At 57.2% G+C, this 16,675-nt stretch carries 9 protein-coding genes; all 9 read right to left on the minus strand.

Features of this window, described 5'->3' with window-relative positions; translation table 11 throughout:
- Positions 1–389: 389 nt before the first annotated feature.
- On the minus strand, positions 390–1,727 hold the full coding sequence (locus AC066S_RS36075) for a glutamine synthetase (RefSeq protein WP_126261836.1): 1,338 nt from the start codon (positions 1,725–1,727) through the stop codon (positions 390–392).
- The gene (locus tag AC066S_RS36080; protein WP_126261837.1) at positions 1,727–3,016 is read right to left on the minus strand and encodes an ATP-grasp domain-containing protein; all 1,290 of its coding nucleotides are present in this window, start codon (positions 3,014–3,016) and stop codon (positions 1,727–1,729) included. The genes AC066S_RS36075 and AC066S_RS36080 overlap by 1 nt, the downstream gene beginning before the upstream one ends.
- Positions 3,013–3,882 carry a DMT family transporter gene (locus AC066S_RS36085; RefSeq protein WP_235884900.1) on the minus strand — a complete coding sequence of 290 codons (870 nt, stop codon included), beginning with the start codon at positions 3,880–3,882 and terminating at the stop codon, positions 3,013–3,015. Before AC066S_RS36085 ends, AC066S_RS36080 begins: the two co-directional genes overlap by 4 nt.
- Before the next feature lie 162 nt (positions 3,883–4,044).
- Positions 4,045–4,863: a gamma-glutamyl-gamma-aminobutyrate hydrolase family protein gene (locus tag AC066S_RS36090; RefSeq protein WP_126261839.1), complete on the minus strand. Its 819-nt coding sequence runs from the start codon at positions 4,861–4,863 to the stop codon at positions 4,045–4,047.
- Positions 4,860–5,918 carry a dhydrorhizobitoxine desaturase gene (rtxC, locus tag AC066S_RS36095; protein ID WP_126261840.1) on the minus strand — a complete coding sequence of 353 codons (1,059 nt, stop codon included), beginning with the start codon at positions 5,916–5,918 and terminating at the stop codon, positions 4,860–4,862. The genes AC066S_RS36090 and rtxC overlap by 4 nt, the downstream gene beginning before the upstream one ends.
- A 31-nt stretch (positions 5,919–5,949) precedes the next feature.
- The gene (locus tag AC066S_RS36100; RefSeq protein ID WP_235884901.1) at positions 5,950–8,361 is read right to left on the minus strand and encodes a 2-aminoethylphosphonate--pyruvate transaminase; all 2,412 of its coding nucleotides are present in this window, start codon (positions 8,359–8,361) and stop codon (positions 5,950–5,952) included.
- A gap of 2,276 nt (positions 8,362–10,637) precedes the next feature.
- The gene (cysN, locus tag AC066S_RS36105; protein WP_126261842.1) at positions 10,638–12,521 is read right to left on the minus strand and encodes a sulfate adenylyltransferase subunit CysN; all 1,884 of its coding nucleotides are present in this window, start codon (positions 12,519–12,521) and stop codon (positions 10,638–10,640) included.
- Positions 12,521–13,420 (minus strand): sulfate adenylyltransferase subunit CysD, encoded by a 900-nt coding sequence (gene cysD / locus AC066S_RS36110; RefSeq protein ID WP_126261843.1) that lies wholly within the window; start codon positions 13,418–13,420, stop codon positions 12,521–12,523. Before cysD ends, cysN begins: the two co-directional genes overlap by 1 nt.
- Before the next feature lie 267 nt (positions 13,421–13,687).
- A complete protein-coding gene (noeE, locus tag AC066S_RS36115) occupies positions 13,688–14,842 on the minus strand; it encodes a nodulation protein NoeE (RefSeq protein WP_135167445.1) in 1,155 nt (384 codons plus the stop codon).
- Positions 14,843–16,675: the final 1,833 nt, after the last annotated feature.

Here is a 16,675-nt window from a genome sequence, read left to right on the forward strand (position 1 = left end):
CTCACTTCAGCCGGAGTGAGTTTCTGGCTGACGGACCGCAGCGCTTGTCTCGCCGCTTTGGGACCAACCCAGGCAAGCGCGCGCACGCTCGACGGCTTGCGAGGGATACCTGCCAACCGGGCGCATGCTTGACGGCTCCACCATCTGCTTGCCGATGTAGAGCTTACGAGAAGGACCGGACGTTAGATATAATCTAGTATCCAACGGAGCAATCGCGGTTGCTGCCACAGAGCAGATAGCAGCGGACCTCCTCAGCGTCCCGAGGTCCTCACTTAACGAGTAACGCACATTTGCTCTGTATGAAGTCCAACATCAGCGGAACAGGCAGCCGCAATAGTGTGGCCGGCACCGGCCAGAGGAATGACGTTCAGAACTGTCGAACAGCTCAGCTAAATGATCTCGAAGTATCTCCGACGTTCAAAGTCGGTGACCCGGTGTTGAACGGCTTCCCACTCCCAACGGCGCGAGCAAGAAAAAGCTTCAACAAACCTTTCTCCGAAGACATCACTTGCCGCTGCAGACTCTGCAAACCGAGAAGTTGCCTCTGATAGGCTTTGAGGCAGTCTCGCGGACGAACGACACATTTCCGCGCTTGCATCACCGACGATCGAAGCCGGCAGTGCCGGACCTGTCTCGACACCCAATATTCCCGAACCAATCGCACTTGCGAGCGCGAGATATGGGTTCAGGTCTGCGCCAGGCAGCCTATACTCCAGGCGATGGGCCGATGGCTCTCCCGGAATGGCGCGAATTGCGCAGGAGCGGTTGTCAACTCCCCAGCTTGGACAGATTGGTGCCCAGCAGCCAGGTACCAATCTCTTGTAACTGTTGAAGTTCGGCGCAGCGAGCACACAGAACTCATTCATGTATTCTAGTTGTCCGGCGATGAATTGCCTCATAAGCTTCGAGACGTTGCCGCACGCATCACTGTCATAAAACGCATTCTGATTATCCGAGGACATCGAGATGTGAATATGGCCAGACTGGCCGGGCCATTTCTCGGAAACCTTGGCCATGAATGTAGCCATCATGCCTCGCGTTTGCGCCCAGGCTTTAATCATCGACTTGAATATGGTTGCTCGATCGGCAGCTTCCAGCGCATCACAATGACGAAGTGACGCTTCGACCACGCCAGGTCCCGTTTCAAAGTGTAGTCCGCTGAGAGGTAGTCTAGCTTTCTCACAAAGCGCCAAGATCTCATCGAACAACTCATGTTGCGCGACCGAACGCGCAATCGAGTAGCCGAACGGGCCGCGTGTTAAAGGAGCCCATTCGCCGAACGACTTTTCTTCAATCGTGTCTGCGTTCTCCTTAAACAGCATAAATTCAAACTCGAACCCGACAGTGCAGTCGTATCCGTGGTCAGCAGCCCTTCGCAGGACCCTGCGCAGAACACCGCGCGGGCAAATGTTCTCATGTGGGCCCGTGAACTCCGCGAGGTAGAGATATTGATCGCCGAGATGAGACACCGAACGGCCGGTGCCTGACAGAATACGCAGGTCAGCGTCCCCGAACGCTGATAGCGGCTTTTGCGTAAAACTGGCCGGAATGACCCGGTCCGTACAATCCCACGCCAGCACCGCTTCAGAGAACTTGACGACTTTGTCTCCATCCGAGAGATCTTCACCTAAGACGTGTTTGCCTCGCAGAACGCCATCGAAGTCGCTTACGCCGACCATCGCCGCGCGGGCTGGATTCGCTCCGGTCAACCTGGGATCAGTTGGCATTAGTCGCGATCCTGCATCACTAACTCGAAGACCTGGTCCATCCGCATTGCTCGCAACTTGCGATAGTCATTCTCAAGCTGAGTCAAGTCGCTATTCACCAGATAAACGATGCCTGGTGTCGACACCAAGTCGATCGTGGGAACCAGCTCATGACCAATTGGAACAAATGCAATGGCATCCGCGAAGCTCGGGAGCTGGCGGATTGCTTCGAGTCCCGGGTAACCGGCAACGACACCGCCCATATCTGAGATCAGCGAGACGCAAAGTGCGTGAGCCTGCCGCCTGTAGGGCCCCCCGCGCAGCCTCATATATTCACCAAAGCCCTTGGGATCTGCGTAGCGCCAGGCCGTCAGGCTCATATGGTTGTGCCCCAACGCCATCGTTCGTGCTTTTGCCGACATGGTCCCTTGAAGCCTCGCTCCGAAGTCCACCAGAACCGGTCCCCGATGATCGACGATGATCTCTGCATGAGCCGGTCCGTCGACGATCTGTAGCGCCTGCAACGCACGCACCAAATAGTCGGATAGTTCCTGAACGATTGGTTCGCTGCCGTCCAACAATCTCTCAAGCGAGCAGACCGACGATGCCCCCGCAATAGGAACCGTGTCATAGGTCCAGGCCTCCGTAACGAAACCTTCCCCGCCGATCGAGACGGCATTTACGGTGTACTGCTGGCCGTTTATTTTTTCTTGCCCGAGGGCAAAACGATTCAACACTCCGACACGGTTCGTCTTCCCGACAATTGTGCTTAGAGCCCGCTGAATATCAGCATCTGTCGAGCAAAAGAATACATCCTCGGTACCCGTACTGTTCAGCGGCTTGATCACGATCTGATCGAACTTCGCTTCACGCTTCCAGCTCGCGATCTCTACAGGATTGTCGGACACGACTTGTCTGATGGATCGCACGCCTGCAGAGGTCAACGCGCAAGACAATCGCGCTTTGTCACGCCGAGCAGCGGATAGCGCGGTCCCATTTGAGGGCAAGCCCAGCCGCTCCGACAAAGAATCGGCGAGTTCAACTCCGGTCTCGCAGCCCGCGATAACGAACTCCAGTTCCCGGCCATGCAGAGCCTGAAGATGATATTCAACGGTTTCCTCATAGCCCATTCCCTCGCTGGGGCGAATGACTTCATCATAAAGATCCGCATTGAAATGCGATCGGAATATGGGCGCAATCTGTGCAGCCGACATCACATGCACCGTTCCAATTCCATAGCGCTTGAACTCTTCCGGTAGGTATCGACCGGTAGAGTATGCGTCTACGATTACACAATTCCGTTGTTTCATGCGGATCTCCGATACTGCAAGTAGATGTTGCCGACAGCGACAGCCGTAATGAGAGCGTTTCCAATGAACGTATGTGACGAAGGCACGATGCGAGAATCGAAGTACTGGAATAGGAAGGTGATGATAGGGGCGGTTGACAGGACCGTGTTGACGGTGAAGGGCTCTACGCGCCGAATGCCCTGCTGGATCAAGAGCAATGGAACAATGATCGTCGACAGCCCAATTGCTGCGATCGCAAACAAATGCTGCGAGATCTCAGGCACGATAGATGAATAGTCGACCAGTCCCAGCAGCAAGAGAATCGTTCCATAAAAGCGATGCGCCAGGACTTGTCGGCCAGAAAACCCATGGTCGAACAGCAGTTTGACGAGTATATTTGTAAGAGCCAGCGATAGCCCGGCCACGATCGCCAAGACGATGCCAAAGGACGATCGAGCCCCCCACTCCACACCTGCGTTGCCGCTGGCCGAGATCCAAATCATGTAACTGCCGATCGTTGCGATCGTAACGCTCACGACAATATCGGATGCTGGAGGGGCACCCTGGCGCCTGATCAGTGCGTTTAACCACACTGTCGCGGTGGGCCCCAGTGCGACCATGAAGGCGACGACGATCGCAGGTTCGGCGTATTTCAGTCCGATGAATAAGCCGATCCAGCTGATTGCTGTCACGACATTGAGCGCGACGAAGACCAGGAGCGACCATTTCGCCACCGTTGCCTCGTCTCCTTCGTGGCGAGCCAGGAGATTAAATATCAGACATACCGCGGCGAAGGACAGCAGGAGCGCGACGTACACATCCGCTTGCTGAAAGTACGACGCTGCATAAACCTCACCTGCCGCGCTCACGACGACATAAAGCGCCACAAGGAACACTCCCAGAGCGAAGCGAGTCGCCAATCGTCCAGTCTTCCTGTGCCCGCGAAGCGACGCGCGGCCCTCGCAGGACCGGACGCGTACGTTGGCTCCGAGGGAATGTCCTTTCGACGTGCACGGACCACGTTTGGTTTGAAATGTCACAATCCGCCTCTAGCTCTTCTTGGTCCGGTAGTACCCAACACACGCCTCTCCAAACGCCTTGAACAATTGCTTGCTGAGGAGATCGCTTGAGACGTGCCATTCGGGGTGCCATTGCACACCGATTTGCAGCGTCGGGGCGCCAATGACCGAAGCCGCCTCGACCAAACCGTCAGGCGCCCACGCCTCCCGCCTCAGCGCCGGGGCAAGCGCCTCGATGCCTTGATTGTGCAGCGAGTTGACTTGCGCTTCGATCGTCCGCGCGATTGGAAAGAGCGCGCCATCGGAACATATCTTGACGCTGTGGGCGGCGTCGTACTGGCGGTCTCTTGGACGATTTGGCTTCTCGGCATGCATCGCACCACTTTCCGGCCTCCACTCCGCAAGCGATGAGCGGAGCGTGCCGCCGAAATAGACGTTGAGTTCCTGAAGCCCACGGCAGATGCCTAGAATAGGCATTCCGAGCGCGATGGCGCTCTCTATAGTTACGGCAGAGAGCCTGTCCCGCGGACGGTCGAGGATCCCATCCTCAACGTCCTGCCGGTCATCCTCCGTCAAGGACGCGGGCGCTCTCAGGACGGCGGGGTCGATGTTCGATTCATCGCCTGTCAACACCAAGCCGTCGAGCCGGCGCATGATCGCCGGAACGACCTCCTCCCTCGCATCTTCGGCGTCGACCGTCGGCAATATGACGCAAGCCACGCCCGCATGACGATGGAGTGCCTGCAAGTACTTGCGCCGCAACCAGTCGCGATGCACAGCGTCGACCAGAAGACGGTTCGAAGTGACGCCTACCACGGCTCGGGTGATCTCTGGCCGTAGCAACGTCACGCCACCTGCCCTCGTGTGCGAACCTCGGCAACGGACTGCTCATACAACCGTCGATTTCGCTCTTTTAACTGATCTATGACGCTAGGTTGACCTTGAGGTCCCTTGACAAAGAGCCCGCCCCAGGTCGCGGCAACCTTCGCATAGTTCGGATCCTGCATTCGGATTTTCTGAGCTTTGCGCAACAGCCAAAACGGGATGCCCGGCGAAAGGTGATGCTCAAGGTGGTACTCATCCAAATTCTGCCCGAGGATGGCCCGCTCGAGGAAATTTCCTTTCCGATTCCGGGTGAGATAGACGTTCTGCGTCTCGGTTTCGCACATAGGTGAGTGCTCGGCGAGCTCGATAAACCAGCCGAGGACCTGAAACGTGGTGAGATAGGGCACGATCCAAAACAGGACGACGATATGGAGCAGCCCAACAGCATATGATCCGGCCAGGATGCTGATCCAGAAGAGATAGAAGCCATACTTGTCGACAAGTATGCCTGAGCGGCTCTGATCCTCGACAGCTGTGACCGAAAATCGATTCGCCCAAAGATACTTCAGATACGCCACTGTCGCGCCGCCGAAGATCGGCTTCCAAATCATGTTGAAAGCGTACCGCTCCGGAGGCTGCACGTCGTAAACGCCGCTGGCCAGGAAGAACTTCAGGTCGGGGTCCTTGTCCGGGTCTCCAAGATAGGGGTGATGCAAATAGACGTGCGAGATCCGGTAGGCCCAGTGGCGCTGGAACAAGGGATACGACGCGAACAGAATGCCCAGGACGTAGTTCCAGGTCGTGTTCTTCGCGAGCGTACGGTGAGCCGCATCATGAGCGATGGTTGTCAATCCGCGCTGATAGGCACCAATTAGAAGGACGGCCACCGGGTAGAGCCACCATGAGACTGACACAGTCGCGAGCGTGCACGCTGTGATGACAGCGTAATCTTTGGCAATATAAGCAGCTCCCGTTATGTTGTCGGGTCTCAGCTCAGAGAGCTGCTTATTGATCTCTCGGCTGAATTGAACGGCCTCATAGCGTGATGACCTCAATTTCCAAGCATCTGCCTGATTCATGAGAACTTCCTCCTGATCGCCTTGCTGGTTGTCAGATTGCGGAAAGCGCCTTGTCCAGATCGCGCAGGATGTCGTTGACATCTTCGATGCCGACGCAAAGCCGGATCGAGCCGCCAAATATGCCGGCGGCTTCGCGCTTTTCCCGCGGGACGGTGGTGTGGGTCGTCGAGACAGGATGGGTCACGAGCGTGCGGGCGTCGCCTACATTCGAGACGTGATACATCAAGTCGACGTTCTGAATGAACTTGCGCCCGGCTTGTTCGTCCTCCACTTCGAACATGACCATCGCCCCGTGTCCGTATGCAACATTGAGTGTCTGTTCGACGACTTCCCGATCGGCGCCTTCAAAGAGCCCCGGGTAGAAGACACGGCGCACTTTAGGATGCTCCTTGAGAACGTCGGCCACGATCCTGGCATTCGCACAGTGCTGCTTCATGCGAAGTGGCAGCGTTTCAAGCCCCTGGATCAGTTGAAAGCTCGCAAACGGGGCGATCGCCGCGCCGGTATCGCGCAACCAGGTCATGCGAGCCTTGAGGAGAAACTCGCTCTTTCCGAGATCGTCGACATCGCGCACCGCGTTATGCCAGACAATTCCGCCATGCGCATCGTCGGGACGATTGAACAAGGGAAAGCGAGAGGCTCCCCGGTAGCTAAACTCGCCGTTGTCAACGATCAGTCCGCCGAGCGTCGTACCGTGGCCGCAAATATATTTTGTTGCGGAGTACGTCGTAATCGCAGCGCCGAGATCTGACGGCCGGCATACCAGTGGCGTTGTCGTATTGTCCACGACCAAAGGCACGCCGTACTTTCGGCCGATCTCGGCCAGCTGTTTGACGGGGAGCGGAATCAGACAAGGATTCGAAATCACCTCTCCGAACAGGCATATCGTGCGATCATCAATGGCACGTTCAAACGTCTCGGGCTTTCGAGGATCTGCCGTCCTCACGCTGATCCCAAGACGCTTTAATGTGTTGTGGAGCAGGTTCCAGGTATTGCCATATAGATACGGAGAGGCGACGACATTGTCTCCCACTTCGCCACTTGACAGGTTGACGATAGCCAGGAACGTCGCCGCTTGACCTGACGCGACGGCGAGCGAGTCCCTTCCCATATCGACGGCGGCGTAGCGCCTTTCCAGCGCGCGGGTCGTCGGATTGATGATCCTCGTGTAGGTGAACCCGTCGGCCTTGACGTTGTAGACGTCAGCAATGTGGTTTAGATCGCCATCGAGTTCATAAGCCGTATTCTGGTAAATCGGCACTGCGACGGCTTTCGTCACTGCGTCGCGTCGATAGCCCGCATGCAGAACCGCGGTCTCGGCCGAAAACGACAGCTGCGGTTCTCCACCCGTTTGAGCTGGCATCTTTACGCGAGCGTCACATGTCTCTTGGGCCGACATCGGCGCAGCTGACCGACCCTGACTGGAGCGGAAATATGTACGAAATGCGCAGCCCAACTGCACGATCCAGCTGGATTGGATTTCTCCAATGCAACCGATACGGAAACTCCGCGTCGGGAGATGCAGCTTCGAGTAGACATAGAGGTTGTGGGCTGCCAAGTGGCGGTACAGCCCGTCGAATCCTGCCTGGTCCACGATTCCGGAAGGCGCGCCGAACGCGACGCAGACCGGCGATTGCAACTCGGCCGACAACAGCGGCGACACTACTCCTTCGAGTTCTTTGACGAGATCGTCCCTAATCTTCTCATACCTGCGGCGCCTCGCATCAATGCCCTCCTCGTGCAGAATCTCCAGCGCCTTTGTCGTTGCCTGAACGATGTGGGTTGGTGGGGTCGATCGCCACTCACCGCTGCGCTCGAGCGAGAGCCATTGATCTCTCACGTCGAGCACAAACGACCTGCGTTCTTGAACCGCATTCTCGAGCAGCTCGCGAGACGCAATGACAAACGCTACTCCCGGCGGCCCTTCTATGCACTTGTTGCTCGAGGTGACCAGGACGTCAGCTCCACGCTGGCTCAGATCGATATTAAGGGCGCCAAAAGAACTCATCGCGTCGACGATGGTCTTTACGCCACGTCGCCTCGCCTGCTCCACGATCGCGTCCAGCGGATTGACGATTCCGGTTGTCGTCTCGCAATGCACCAAACATAGGTGCGTAACGCCAGGATTTCGGCTCAGATACTCGCCAATTTCTTCAGGATCCAAAGGATCGGTCGCTCGCTTGACGAGCTTCAGCGCTTCGACGCCCCACAACCGCAAGATTCGTAAAATGCGCTCGCCATAGATGCCGTTTATACAAACGAGCGGCCTGTCCGCTCGGGCCACAAATGAAGAGAGCGCGGCTTCCATCGCAAAAGAGCCGCCCCCCTGAATAGGCACCACCGAATAGTCCTCAGCATTTCCCAACAAGCTGAGCATCAGCCGCCTCATGCAGGCGGTCACTTCCTTGAACTCGCAATCGCGCGATGCGAGATCAAGCTGCATCTGGCTCCTGACCGCCAGCGATAACGACAATGGACCAGGCGTCAGCAAAGAGCGCTGTCTCGTCAAACCATTCCTCCTCAAGTTGTAGTGTCAATGATCTGGATAACGCCAGCCACCAGGGAGCCCTGTGGCGAGCATCGACTTCCTAGGTCAACAGCTTCGGGCCAAGCGCCATACGCGGGCGCTTTTCGGGTGGGCGTCCGAAACCCCTGCCGGATGGCAACCTCCGTATCTCATCGCAGATGCGGAGCGATTGCTCATAAAGCTCATCACGGATGCCATTCACACCTCCTAGACATTGGCTTTCCGAGCGCGCGCTCGAACGCAGGTGACGCTGCCGCGCGATCTCATCCCAACTGTCATCCATGTGCAGACTTAAGCGCCGTCGGCTTCTAGCCGGCGCGAAGCAGTAGGTCGATGACCGACCTTACGCGGTGGACCTGCTCTATTCAGGCAAACTCGGCGTTAGGAAAACGATGCAGTCGGATGTCATCGCGCCTGGATGCAGAGCATGCCACGACACACTTGATGATCGTTGTCGGCAGCGGCAGTCTGATGCGTGGGCTTGAGACTCGATGCATTCGCACTCCGTCGCTTTAGGAGGATTTCGGACGCCAATCACTGTCGTTGTCCATTTCGAGATCGTACAACTTGACGTTAGGGGCGTTTCAACCCTCTCCGGCCATTTTCTCGTGTGAATTTTTCCTGACCGTACTCGCATCGGCTCGCGCAACCAGACGTAGATGGGAGGGCGTGGAGATTCACAGCGAGCTGAAACAATTTGAGAGTTCGACATCAGGACACTCGGCCTCCGCCTGCGACCGCATACCGCAGGTAAGGATGGCTCAGTCTTCCCGTTCTCGTATTCCTCGCCATACCGCAGATGGAGGTACCGAGCTTCTCCGCCATGCGGGCCGAGATCCTCCTCGATAGCTGGCACCTGGAAAGTGTACGCCTCGCCGCACATGACCACCGCTGTCAGGTGTCGTTGCGCTTGAATGAAGCGCCCCTGGCAGGCTGAGATCGAGTCCGGCTTGAAGGTAATCTGAGCGACCTTGCGATTGCTGTCGCTTTAGCAACGAACAGTTCGACACCTTTCGGCGAGGCCGTGACGCAGAACATGTCGTCCTGCTTTGCTCGGACCAGGTCGATTCGACCCCAGGTGAGTGGCACGTGTGCCTCTGTGAGCGTGATCGTTAGGCTGGCAGCATCTCTCGGTTCTGCACGCGGCTTCGCGGCGCCAAAGTCTCACGGACAGCCACCGCCGTGGCGAGCGTGCCGCGGTTGACGGCTTGTCCAAACCGTAGGCCCGAAGGTGAACGGAGTTCCATCGCGTCCAGCACTCAATGAGCGCAAAAACCTCGGCAGTGAGGCGGTTTGGTTCGCCGAATCGCACCTCGCAGCCGTTCTGCTCGCGTTGGCCCCTCTCGCGCCTGCTCGTTGATGGCGAGCTCGCGTTCGACGCGGTCTACCGCGCGGTCGGACAGGTTGACGGTTGACCAGAGCGGATCATCAAGAGATCGTCCTTGTCGCTTGCCATGGATAAGCTCTCTTGCCATTCGGCCGCGCCATGGCCGCCTTCATGGCGATCAACGACGGCAGGCGGAAGGGAGCAGAACCCCAAGCGCGGCGAAGGTCGGTAGCGCAGCGCGGCATGGCTAAGGTTCGCGGCTGCTTTGTCTCGCAATGCGAAGGCGCGGGTGTAGGCAGGCGTTGTCCGCCGTCGAGCGGCGGGCCACGGAAACAAGCTTGCCGAAAGCCGGCATGGCCGCGACATGAGGGAGTCGTGGTCGACTGCCAAGTTCGGGTTCTGGAAAGCAAGTACCCGCTCGCCGGATGCGGCCAAGCCCGGAAACCGACGCCCCTCATACTGCGCGAGAGATCGAATCCGGCCGAGACGCTGCCCGGCTCGGCTTTAACGGGAGCTCGGCGTGTCGCTGGCCGCACGCGCAGCAAGAAGCGCCAAGCGAAAAGTCAACTTACTGGAAGTCGGACTTCCTCTCTGGACTTTGTTGTCACATCGTAGATTCTGATCTGGAGCATGGGACGGCGCATTGAGCTCCTCCGCTCCCGCCCATGCTCCATCTCTGCTCGCGTACTCGGTTTTGAATTGACCATCCACTTCGAGCATAACCGGAAGCGGGCAATCGACGAGTGGGTGCGACCATTTTGTTCCTTTAGAGCCAAAAGTCCGATCGCAGGTTCGCGTGAGCTGGATCGCCTTGGCTCGAGCCTGCGGGATATTGTGCGAATCGATGGTGCGACGCGAGGGATCTCTAACCATCAAGAATTGACCGCGCCATCAAGACATCCACTACCGCTTCCGCTGAATGCTCTAGGGTCTGCTCCATGGTCCTGAGATGAACCTCCGGTGTCGTTGGTGCTTCGTAGCACGAATCGATCCCGCTGAAGTTCTTGATCTTGCCGGATTTCACCTTTGAATACAGGCCTTTTGGGTCCCGCCGGGCGCATTCCTCGAGCGGCGTATCGACAAAGACTTCTATGAACTCTTCCTTGCCAACCAGGCTGCGCACGCTGTCCCGTTCGGCCCTAGTGGGCGAGATGAACGAGCAGATCACGATCAAGCCGCTGTCCGCCATCAACTTGGCAACTTCGCCGACACGCCGGATGTTCTCCACGCGATCCGTCTCCGAGAAGCCGAGGTCGGCGTTCAATCCGTGCCGGAGGTTGTCGCCATCTAGCAGCATGGTATGCCGCGACATCGCAGACAGATTTTGATCAACAAGGTTGGCAATTGTCGACTTTCCCGCGCCAGACAGGCCAGTGAACCAGATGACGCAAGGCTTCTGATTCTTGAGCGCGGCGCGCTCCCTCCTGTCCACGGATAGCGCTTGCCTAGCAATATTGGTGGCCCGCCGTAGCGGGAAGGCAATCATGCCGGCCCCGACCGTACGATTCGTGTAACGATCGATGATAATAAATGATCCGGTCTTTCGATTGAGGTCGTAAGGATCGAATACGGCGGGCGTTGCGGTCACAACATCGCAGAAGGCGATCTCGTTGAGGGAAAGCGTCCCGGCGGCCAGATGCTCACAAGTGTTGACGTCGATTCGATGCCTAATTGTGGTAATGCTGCCAGAAATCGTCTGCGCTCCAATCCGCAGGACGTAATTGCGTCCGGGAGCGAGCGGCTCCTTGTCCATCCAGATCACATAAGCGGCAAGCTGGTCGGCCACCTTCGGTCGGTCGTCCGGTCGCGACAGAATGTCGCCACGACTGATATCGGTTTCGTCTTCTAGTGTAATGGTAACCGCATCCCCGGCTTCGGCGGCGACAAGGTCACCATCGTGGGTCACGATCCGCTTGACGCGCGTGGTCCGCCCCGACGCAGCGACAACGATCTCGTCTCCTGTCGAGATCCTCCCGGAAGCCACCGACCCGGCGTAACCCCGAAAATCCGGGTTTGGCCGGTTTACCCATTGGACGGGAAAGCGGAAAGCTTGGCTTGCGGTGCCAGACTGGATGTCAATGCTCTCCAAATGCTCGAGCAGGCAGGGACCATGATACCAATTGGCATGAACGGAGCGGTCCACGACGTTGTCGCCGTAGCGGGCCGAGATCGGGATCGGAACAATCGAGGTGAAGCTGAGACCGGCGGCAAAGGCCAGATAGTCACGGGCGATCCGATCGAAGCGCTCCTTGTCATATGCGACAAGATCGATCTTGTTCACTGCCAGCACGACATGACGAATGCCGAGCAGCGAGCAGATAAAGGAGTGGCGGCGGGTCTGAACCATCACGCCTTTGCGGGCATCGATCAGGATGATGGCGAGCTGGGCATGCGAGGCGCCGGTAGCCATATTGCGGGTATACTGCTCGTGGCCGGGAGTGTCGGCCACCATGAAAGAGCGCCGTGGCGTCGTGAAGAAGCGGTAGGCGACATCGATCGTGATGCCCTGCTCCCGTTCGGCCTCCAGCCCGTCCACGAGCAGCGCGAAGTCGATGTCATTGCCGGTGCTACCATGCTTGATGCTGTCGCGTTCCAGCGCCGTGAGCTGATCCTGGTAGATCATCTTGCTGTCGTGCAGTAATCGGCCGATCAGCGTCGATTTGCCATCGTCCACCGAGCCACATGTGATAAATCGCAGCTGATCCTTTGTCCTGACCGGGACCAGTTCCGTTGCCGGATTCGTAAACATCAAAAGTAGCCTTCCCGCTTCTTCTTCTCCATTGAAGCGGCTTCGTCGGTATCAATTAGGCGACCCTGGCGCTCCGACACAGTCGTAGTCTGCATTTCTGCGACGATATCTTCGATCGTCGTCGCATCGGATTCAATAGCCCCGCTCAAAGGATAACATCCAAGCGTGCGAAAACGGATCATCCGCATTTCCGGCGTCTCGTCGCCGTTAAGCGGCAATCGCTCGTCATCGACCATGATCATCGCACCATTTCGACGCACTATCGGTCTTTGTTTTGCGAAGTAGAGCGGTACGACCGGAATCTTCTCAAGCATGATGTATTCCCACACCTCGAGCTCGGTCCAGTTTGACATCGCAAACACGCGCATGGTCTCGCCCTGGCAGATCCGTGTGTTGAACAGGCTCCAGAGCTCCGGCCGCTGGTTACGGGGGTCCCATACGTGTCCGGCCGAACGGAAGGAGAGTATCCGTTCTTTTGCGCGACTCTTTTCCTCATCGCGCCGCGCTCCGCCAAAGGCGGCATCAAATCCGTGGAGGTCGAGCGCCTGCTTCAGCGCGTCGGTCTTCATCACCTGGGTATGGAGCGCGGAGCCGGAAGCGATCGGATTGATCCCGCGCGCGATGCCCTCCTTGTTGACATGGACGATAAGGTTGAGCCCGAGTCGCCTGGCTGTCGCGTCCCGGAAGCAGATCATCTCGCGGAACTTCCAGGTCGTGTCAACGTGAAGCAGGGGAAAAGGCAATTTTGCAGGATAGAACGCCTTGATCGCAATGTGCAGCATTACGCTTGAGTCTTTTCCGATCGAGTAAAGCATGACCGGCCTTTTGAACTCGGCGACCACATCACGCATGATTTCAATCGATTCAGCTTCGAGGCGGCGCAGATGTTTCGGTAGCATATGTCTTCTTTTTCGATGCAGGATCTCTGGTCTTCGCCGCTCTATGGCTCCAGGCTAAGTGGGGATATCCGCCGCTGAAACGACCGGCCACGACGCATGGCTCAAATAGCTCAACCCCACAGGCGACTTGCAGACGCGGGAGCATATCGCATTAGGCCGCTGGTGCCGACGGCGCCTGCGTCACACCTGATCGGGAGATCAGCTCGTGCGGGTTAAGGATCTTGGCTAAATCAACCCCCGTGTTTTGTTCGCAACCATTCAGATCCCCTAGCGGAAATTGAGGATCCGCTCAAGCCGAGCGACTTCGCCTCGCAACATCTCAATAGCCGCGTCGCAGTTGCGAATGCCATCCAGCCCCGCAGCTCGATCAGCTTCTGACGCCAACAGCGCCTCTTGCAACTGGGCAGCCATCGTGTGGCCCGGCTCTCCAGCGCGAGATGGGCCGGATAATGCTCCCGGCTTGGTACTTCGCAAATCCCACCACGTTCGGAACATCTGACGATAAAGTTCGGTTACCTCCCCTCCCTTATCCAGGACTCCGGCTTGCCGTGCATGTACCAGTTCCTGCTCATATCCGAGTTCTAGCAAAAGCTCGGCGCCGACAAGATCGGTCACGGTTTGCATCTCTTCCACGCTCAATTGAGATTGCCATGCCGTGACAGAGCTTTGATCGACGGCGTTTCGTTCCAAGATTTTCCGGTCTCCGAAGCTGCTCGATCGAAGATAATCTGCTTGTCTCATCCCCGCCGATGCGACGGCCGCAGGATCACAGCCGAGCCCCGTCAACAGACGCCGGATTTCCTCGTCCGGATGCGCCACGAGCAGTTCGTATTGGACGAACTGTGTGTGCGGCCGAGTGCGGTGCGCGGCGAGCTTGGGAAGGCCCAGAACCACATCGGCGAGTGAAGTTATGATGCCGTCGGGCAGACGGAGCATGAGATCGACGAGACTGGAGACGCTGACCGGATGCGAGCATTCTGCGTGCAGTGGGATACCCCACGTCGATTTCAGTGAAGCCGCGATGGCATAGGGATTTCGCATCAGAAGGATGTGTGGCGCTTCTGGATAAACAGATTCAAGAAACTCAAGCGCCATCCAATAGCGTGGTGTCTTGTCTAGGATGATGCGCTTGCCCGCTTGTGCCAGATACTGATTATATGCTGCATCGGCGAAAGCGCGGCTGGGGATCGTGCGATCTATCCGCCCCAGGAATTCGGAAGTCGCGGCCTCAATCAGTGAGCTACCCGCCGGATGGCGCTGATCCACCCTGCCAAATGATTCAAGCGCCAGCATCAACCAGGGTTCAGGCGAAGCCAGAATGTCTGGATGGTGCTGGAGCAAATGCGCCAGGAGTGTCGTCCCAGACCGTGGAAGACCGAGGAGAAAGCACACCGCAGGCGAACGGCCAAAACCAGCGCTCATCGTTCAGACCTTCGTGCTTGAAAAGTGAACCCTATCGGCGCTCGCTCGATGGAGCGATACAAAGCCAGCCGCAAAGCGCTAAAACGACAAGAAATTTGTCTGCCACTCATGACTTGAGAACCGTTCAGTTCGATCGATCGGCTGGATCAAAGGACACTGCAATCGCACCCTCGATTGCTCGACAGTTGAAACGAAGTCGCGCGCCAGCTCAATTGCACGAAGATTGATTGCGGATATGGGAAGGTTGGAACGCACTATACGGACGTTTGCCGAAGACCGCCCGCGGCACATGGAAGGATATTACGTATAATCACAAACTTCCTGTTGCTGAGGCATTGAAGACGTAAATGCGACGTGCACCTCGCTGATGCTCCGCATACACCAAAGAAGTACGGCAAAAGAGCGATCAGCTCGGCGAGCGCGGCAAAGAAGCAGACCATGACATCTCACTTGGCAAGGTGCAGCAATCTTGTCAGCGCGTATCGCTCCCGGCGCAACTGTGAATGCTGCCCTTGGTCCGCCAAGACACTGAGCCGTAGCTCCGGCCAGCCTGTTGTACGCCAGCCCATCCGTCCGAACTATACCAAATATTTGATTTTCCTGCTCTTGGCGCGTTGCCCTCCCTAATCGGCGCTAAGGAGGCTTGTAAACGATGGAACCTGACTTAAGATGCCTCCGGAGATCCAGCAAGCGCGGTTGGCCGCATCTCTACTGACGGAGACGAGATTGTCCGGTCATTTATGTGGGAGATCAGATCGATCCGTGCGCTCCAAGAACTCTTGCCAAATTAAATGTGCTTGGCATCACTCGGCTACGGTGGATGATCCTGATGGCTTTAACCTATTTGGGCAAAAGAAAAGGGTGTACCGTTCAACCTGGTATCACGATTGATGCACGTCGGCCCTTACTTTGTGACAACCCACTCTAAGCTGCTAGAGAAAAACGGTTTGCTGCGGCGTAAGTCCTCCGCAAACGATGCCCGGCGGACAGATGTCGCTGACGGCCAAACGCGCAAGCATCTCGCGACTTTGGAGCCACGACAGGCAGCGCTGGATGAGCTCGCATTTGATGAAAGTGGCGTTGACCGATCAAGCGAGTTCATTCCCAGGGCTGCTACACTGAGGCTTCGCCTGGAAAGGGCCCGCTCTGGCATTCAGAAGATCAAACGCACGACTGTCAGAAATGGAGCTCGCTAACATGAGTCTCCCATCCTTCGAATATGTCTTGAAGCAGCGCGGTCGAACGTGGTTGTGGTTCGTTTACAACGCCGAGGGCGCTCAGGTGATGACGGGTTCAGGCCGTAACCGCTCGGCCGCCATCTATCAAGCTAACAGAGCGCTTTTTCAATTGCTGTTAAGCGCGCCATATCGCCTCGGAGCTCGAGCTAGCCAACAGGCTCGGCGAGGTCCGCTTACACCCAAACTTTAGCCTAGCATGAGCTTCGAGGATGCCCCATTTGCGAGTTTGTTTCCATTTGGCTAAAGTGGTCAGCCGATGTGTTCGGCCCAGCGCGTAGACTACTCGTCGAAGCTGAAGAAGCTGATGGCCGAACGAATACTAGATTCTGCGTGTAGGGGATTCGTGTGCGACTGGCCATCTTCTCAAAGTAACGCGCCTAGGACTGGGCGTTTTGGCCCCATCGCGGGCTAAGATTATGTCTTCACTGGCAATCATACATTGCAAGCGGCTGTCGAGAGCGCCTTGCAAAAAAATGTATGACCCGCCCCGCCCGTGCAAGGTCGTTTAATGAGGACGATGCAGTCTGCACAAATGTATCCGGCCTCTTGCAAGTGGGCCGCTGTTGCGGCCAGGCCATGATGAGATCCGCGCGTG

The organism is Bradyrhizobium sp. CFUWI (assembly GCF_056429085.1).

Coding starts and splice junctions, on each gene's coding strand:
- AC066S_RS36075 (WP_126261836.1), bottom strand. CDS start 1,727: ATGCCAACTGATCCCAGGTTGACCGGAGCGAATCCAGCCCGCGCGGCG.
- AC066S_RS36080 (WP_126261837.1), bottom strand. CDS start 3,016: ATGAAACAACGGAATTGTGTAATCGTAGACGCATACTCTACCGGTCGA.
- rtxC (WP_126261840.1), bottom strand. CDS start 5,918: ATGAATCAGGCAGATGCTTGGAAATTGAGGTCATCACGCTATGAGGCC.
- AC066S_RS36100 (WP_235884901.1), bottom strand. CDS start 8,361: ATGCAGCTTGATCTCGCATCGCGCGATTGCGAGTTCAAGGAAGTGACC.
- cysN (WP_126261842.1), bottom strand. CDS start 12,521: ATGTTTACGAATCCGGCAACGGAACTGGTCCCGGTCAGGACAAAGGAT.
- cysD (WP_126261843.1), bottom strand. CDS start 13,420: ATGCTACCGAAACATCTGCGCCGCCTCGAAGCTGAATCGATTGAAATC.
- noeE (WP_135167445.1), bottom strand. CDS start 14,842: ATGAGCGCTGGTTTTGGCCGTTCGCCTGCGGTGTGCTTTCTCCTCGGT.